The following is a 5466-nucleotide window of genomic DNA, read 5'->3' as shown; positions in this document are numbered from 1 at the left end:
CAGAGGATGCGGGCCGGTTCGTCGACTTGCTGCGTGCGGCGCTGGCGCGCAAGGGGCCGTTTTTGATCGAGGCGGTGATTTAGGGTCGCTTCGGGACCTTCGTCTTGGCGGCTAAGCGGCGCAGTCTTGCACATTCATGCGCCGCTCGAGCATTTTGCCCAATGCAGTCGCTTCGCGGCGAAGCAGGGCGGCGAGCTGTGTCACCCTCGATTCTGTCATGCGCATAGATATGGCAGCGATGCTCAATGCTGCAATCGGCCGGTCGCGCACCATCACCGCCATTCCAACGGCGCGTACGCCTTCAACGTCTATGACATCCATGACGACATAACCCCGTTTTCGGGATTCTTCCATCAGTTGTCTGAGATCGCTCAAATTTGGCGTGTACCGGGTATACCGAGCCTGGTTGTGTTCGAGCAGCAGTGCAGCTGACTCTGGAGGGAGGGCAGACAAAATCGCCATGCTGCCTGCACCGATTCCAAGAGGCCGATACACGCCAACATCGACAACAAAGGTCTTTACCGGATACGCGCCTGATACCCGGTCGGCACATACAGCGTCGTCGCCACGACGCACCATAAGGAACACAGTGTCGCCGACGTCGTCAGCAATGCGGGCCAGCGTCGGGCGGCACAGCCCCACGAGATCGAATGTTTCCGAGGCGACTGCACCCAGTTCGGCTGCGAGAGGGCCCAACTGGTAGCGATGCTTGTCGGGGCTGAAGGAAAGCAATTGTTCCCGCGCCAGACACTTCAGGATGCGGTGCGCCGTGGTCCGGTCCAGGCCTGCGGCCTTGGCCAGTTCAGCGGCCGTTGCGCCCCGTTTGTTACGGGGGATGAGCGCTCGCAGTAAGGCTACGACGCGTTCAATGCTTTGCGTGCCGGTCGAGAGCCTGCCGGGAGTGGGCACCGGTAGGCGCACATTCTGCTGATTAAGATCTGCTTCGTTCATAATATGAACTTAATTTTCCGGAATAGATTGAGTCGAATAAGAGACGCCTGTAAAATTTTGCCCATAGGAAGATTCAGATGTGCATATTATGCACTATACTGCAAGGAGGGAGACAAATGAATTTCCTGAAAGCGATAGCTGCGTTCGCTTTGGTGGCTGCGAGTCCAATAACCGCGGCGCAAGCCGACTCCTACCCCTCACAGCCTATCCGACTTGTCGTTCCATATGCTGCAGGCGGTACTAGTGATCTGATCGCGCGATTATTGGCAGAACCCATGGCGGCTGCGCTCAAGGTTCCCCTAGTCGTCGAAAACCGTGCGGGTGCCGGTGGAAATATCGGTACGGAGCAGGTAGCTCGGGCCAAGGCAGACGGCTACACATTGTTGATGGGGGTGGTCGCAACCCACGGAATTAACCCGAGTCTGTACAAGAAAACTGGTTACGACCCAGTCAAGGACTTCGAACCGGTGACGCTTATAGCCTCGACTCCTAGCGTGGTGCTGGTTAATCCCAAGCTTCCCGTACAGTCAATTCAAGATTTGATTGCGATGGCCAAATCCAGCCCTGGAAAAATTAACTTTGGGTCATCTGGAAATGGTAGCTCGCACCACCTGGCCGGCGAATTGTTCAAATCGATGGCGCGTGTGGAGATGCTGCACATTCCGTATCGAGGAACGGCCGCGGCACAGGTGGACCTGATTGCCGGAGAGATCCAGGTTCTTTTCGATACGCTTCCCAGTGCTATGCCGCATATCAAGGCGGGAAAGGTACGTCCACTCGCAGTAACGAGTGCGACGCGGGATCCTTCGCTACCGGACTTGCCTACAGTCGCGGAGGCTGGTCTGCCCGGTTATGAAGTTGGGTCGTGGTATGGGCTGTTATTTCCTGCCGGGACTCCGAAAGAAATCGTGAGTCGTGTGAACGCCATTGTAGTGGACATTGTTCAATCGCCCGCGATCAGGCAGCAGCTGCTTTCTTATGGGGCGACGCCGATTGCAAGCACCCCGGAAGCGTTCGCAGCGCACATCAATAGCGAGCTGAAGAAATGGGCGGCAGTGATTCGCACGGCCGGGGCATCCGTCGACTGAGTGAGATGCCACCGCAATGAACTAACGCTGGAGGCGAGGGAGGGATATGAAAATCCTGCGGGACGGAGACTGTGCGATCTATTTGGTCGGCAGTGGCGGAATGGGGATTTCCCATCCTACCGATGCCCATATCTATCTCGTGGATGGCGGCGCAGAAGCAGCACTTATCGACGCAGGCAGCGGCATTCGGCCGGAACGGATGCTGGAGAACTTGCGGGAAGATGGGATACCGGTGGAGAAAATCCGCCAGATATTGTTGACTCATTCGCACTGGGATCATGCCCGCGGATGCGCCTGGTGGCAACGCCTAACCGGCGCTGACATTCATGGCCATTCGCTGGCATGTGAAGTCGTGGAAACGGCGGCATGGTCCCGCACTCATATTGCCCGGCGGGGTGCGCGCCTAGAGCCGGCCGTTACGCATCGCCGATTGGCCGACGGCGACAGCATTCATGTCGGGAAACTGACGCTTAGTGCTATCCATACGCCCGGACACAGTCCGGATTCCATATCCTTTGTCATGCAGCTCGGCGAGCAAAAGGTGCTCTTCAGTGGCGACACCGTATTTGCAGAAGGCGGCCATGGCACTGTGTCGGCTGAGACTGATTTCCGGCAATTCCTGGAGTCCGTGCGCAAGCTAGTCGCTTTGCAGGTAGATGCACTGCTTCCTAGTCATAGGCATTTTGTTCTATCCAGGGCTGACAGTCACGTCGTCTTGCTTCAGAAAAAGCTTGCCACCCCCTGGACCAGCATGGACAACAGCCGGGTGCCGTTCTTTCCGACTTGGTGGCTCGAACATGACGAATCACTTTACAACGATGCACTGAAATGAGCACAGTCAACGCTATTGGTCTGGTAGGACTCGGCAATGCAGGGCGTGCCCTGGCAACGGCTTTGCTGCAGACGCGTAGCGTCGTTGCCTACGATCGCGACTCTGCCAAGATGGCCGCCTTCGCCCGAATGGGTGGGGATGTCGTCGATGGGTTGCACGAGATTGTAAGGCGGTGTGAGGTCATTCTTCTTTCCTTGCCGACGCCGCAAGCCTCTCGCGAGGTAATCCAGTCGCTGGGTGAGTTGGAAATAAATGGCCGCTTGGTCATAGAGACCAGCACTGTTTCCCCGTCCGACATTGCATGGATGGCAGAGCATTTGGGATCTCGCGGAGCGAGTGCCTTGGATTCTGCGATCGTGGGGGGGGTCCAGCGTCTCGCTGAGGGAAGAACGATTTTTCTGGTGGGCGCGTCGCCGTCGGATTTCGAGTGTGCGAAGCCGATTCTGTCGTCTATTGCAGAAGAAATTTTTCACTTGGGTGAACCCGGGGCAGGCATGCGGGCAAAGCTTGTAAATAATGCCATTGCGCACACGACAATGGTTACCCTTATTGAAGGGGCCGCGTTGGCGAGAAAGGCGGGTATACCGTTGAGCGTTTACTACACGCTCATGAAAAAGGAGTCTGGCCTAATGCGTCCACTCATTCATCGCTTCGGCGAACGCATCAAGCATCAGAATTTTGAGGGTGGGATGCCTACCGATAACGCGAGAAAGGATTCTGCTTTGATCTTGGATTTGGCCTACGAGCTTGGCGTTCCCGTGTTTACCCTTCAGGCATCACACACCGTGTATGACATTGCCAAGGCGGTAGGACTGGGACAGCAGGACTACGCTTCGATTTCCAAACTGTGGGAACAGTGGTTGGACATTCGCATGGGGTTTGGCGATGACGACTAAGCGTAGCGTGTCGTCCTACTACTTCGAATATCTAGATCGGGTGGCTAATCTAGAATTCAAGAACCGCCCGGCGCAACAAGGTGGTGTGGAGATCCGCTATCAATGTGCCCGGCAGATTCAAGGTGATGTGGCATTGACCAGCCGGATTGTTGAACGCGTTTTGGGCCAAGAAGGTCTTGGACCGGTGATTCTCGTTACCGGTACCGGAAATCCTGAATGGTTACCGCAAGGCGAAACGGACGGCCCGTCCGGTGTGGCCGTGCTGGCCCGGGCTTTCGCAGCCATAGGTATCCCCAGTTGTGTGTTGTGCGAGGAACGCTTCTTGCCCGGCGTTCGCGCGGCGGTAAGCGCCGCGGGCATGCCATTGTTGGCAGGTGCCGCGTGGGAAAGGCGCAATAACGGCGCGATTTGCCTGCCATTTCCTACCGGAGCAACTGCTGCACAAGCTTTTGCGCATGACTTGTTGAGCCAACCCCGAGGGTGGTCTGCCGTTTTTTTCATTGAAAAACCAGGGCCCAGCAGCGAAGGCCGTTTTCATAATGGGTCGGGCGTGCAAAAGGACGCCGAATGGGTGGCCCATGCCCATGTACTGGCGGCCGAGGCGAGGCGGCATGGCCTTTTGACAGTGGGGATAGGCGACGGTGGCAATGAGATCGGCTTCGGGGTAATACGGGAAGCACTGTATGCGAGGCAGCCAGAGCGCTATGCCTGTCGTTGCGGCTGCAGTACGGGGTTGCTCGACGGTACAGACGTCGACATCCTGTTTCCGGTGTCCGTTTCAAACTGGGGCGCTTACGCTATAGCCGCTGCTTTGGCGTTGCGGCTCGGTCGCGAGGATGTCATGCCCGAATGGGACGAGGTTGAGGCCAGTATCCGTGCGCCTTTGGCGCATGGTGCGTTCGATGGATATACGGGGATGGCGCTAGGCAGCGTAGACGGAGTAAGCCTGAAAGCGAACCGAGCCGTTTACCACTTATTTCAGGAGGTTCTGAGACTGGCCGACACCGAGAAATTGGAAAGTGGTAGCTGAGGGCGGCAAAAAAAGGGCTGTGGCACTTTCGCAGCGCGCGGTAAATGCCGTGCGTGGGATCCTTTCTTTGTACGGCTATCAAAGCGACGCAGGCGGCTGCGATTGGCTTCGTCATCTCGGTGACGTGAGCCACTGCTAGACGCCCGTTCCAACCGTACTCAGCTCGAGCAAGCTTTTGCCAGGACAGGCGCTGCAGGTGTGCTGCCCTGCTGTCAGCAGCGGCAGCCACGCGTCCGGTAATAGCACGCGCCGAAAGCGAATATCTGGGTCTTTTTAGATCGATTGGGTACACAGCCAGACTGGGTTGTGCCTCACTAGTTGACGCTGCCTTCACGTTCCCATCGGCACCTATAACCGGCAGGGGCTAGCCGTATGTGCGACGGCAGGACGCCCGGGCGGCACGGGCAGCGACCAGTACAGCGCTGCCGCTAGGGGTGGAATCTCTGGGCTGGTTAGTGATCTGGGCGCCTTAGCGAGGATCGCTCGCGAACGTAGAAAGTGACCGAAGGACAACCAATCATCACCCTGGGTTCGTACGGCGGATTGGTGTTGAGGGGATCGGCTTTGTTCTGCCGTAACTCGCGTACTTGCAAAAATGGCGGTGGGTCAGGGATTCGAACCCTGGAAGGGGTTGCCCCCTTGCTGGTTTTCAAGACCAGTGCCTTAAAC

The 5466-nt window shown here is 57.2% G+C and carries 5 protein-coding genes; 4 read left to right on the top strand and 1 reads right to left on the bottom strand.

What is annotated here, in order from left to right:
- Positions 1–111: 111 nt before the first annotated feature.
- The gene (locus tag Q0319_RS06205; RefSeq protein ID WP_299451453.1) at positions 112–951 is read right to left on the bottom strand and encodes an IclR family transcriptional regulator; all 840 of its coding nucleotides are present in this window, start codon (positions 949–951) and stop codon (positions 112–114) included.
- Between the two features lie 116 nt (positions 952–1067).
- Between Q0319_RS06205 and Q0319_RS06200 the strand changes: the two genes are divergently transcribed.
- From Q0319_RS06200 to Q0319_RS06185, 4 genes are read left to right on the top strand one after another with little or no spacing between them, the layout of a single operon-like run.
- Positions 1068–2039: a tripartite tricarboxylate transporter substrate binding protein gene (locus tag Q0319_RS06200; RefSeq protein ID WP_299451452.1), complete on the top strand. Its 972-nt coding sequence runs from the start codon at positions 1068–1070 to the stop codon at positions 2037–2039.
- Positions 2040–2085: 46 nt separating this feature from the next.
- Positions 2086–2871 carry an MBL fold metallo-hydrolase gene (locus tag Q0319_RS06195; RefSeq protein ID WP_299451451.1) on the top strand — a complete coding sequence of 262 codons (786 nt, stop codon included), beginning with the start codon at positions 2086–2088 and terminating at the stop codon, positions 2869–2871.
- On the top strand, positions 2868–3767 hold the full coding sequence (locus Q0319_RS06190; protein ID WP_299451450.1) for an NAD(P)-dependent oxidoreductase: 900 nt from the start codon (positions 2868–2870) through the stop codon (positions 3765–3767). Before Q0319_RS06195 ends, Q0319_RS06190 begins: the two co-directional genes overlap by 4 nt.
- 7 nt (positions 3768–3774) lie before the next feature.
- Positions 3775–4797 (top strand): glutamate cyclase domain-containing protein, encoded by a 1023-nt coding sequence (locus tag Q0319_RS06185; protein WP_299451449.1) that lies wholly within the window; start codon positions 3775–3777, stop codon positions 4795–4797.
- The last annotated feature ends 669 nt before the right edge of the window (positions 4798–5466 follow it).

The sequence above is a fragment of the uncultured Pigmentiphaga sp. genome (assembly GCF_937950555.1).
GTDB lineage: Bacteria > Pseudomonadota > Gammaproteobacteria > Burkholderiales > Burkholderiaceae_B > Pigmentiphaga.
Note: the sequence above shows the minus strand (reverse complement) of the source record. Positions and strands in the feature narration are given on the sequence as shown.

What these genes read in the sequence shown, in the direction of transcription:
- Q0319_RS06205 (WP_299451453.1), bottom strand. Translation starts at nt 951, where the DNA reads ATGAACGAAGCAGATCTTAATCAGCAGAATGTGCGCCTACCGGTGCCC.
- Q0319_RS06200 (WP_299451452.1), top strand. Translation starts at nt 1,068, where the DNA reads ATGAATTTCCTGAAAGCGATAGCTGCGTTCGCTTTGGTGGCTGCGAGT.
- Q0319_RS06195 (WP_299451451.1), top strand. Translation starts at nt 2,086, where the DNA reads ATGAAAATCCTGCGGGACGGAGACTGTGCGATCTATTTGGTCGGCAGT.
- Q0319_RS06190 (WP_299451450.1), top strand. Translation starts at nt 2,868, where the DNA reads ATGAGCACAGTCAACGCTATTGGTCTGGTAGGACTCGGCAATGCAGGG.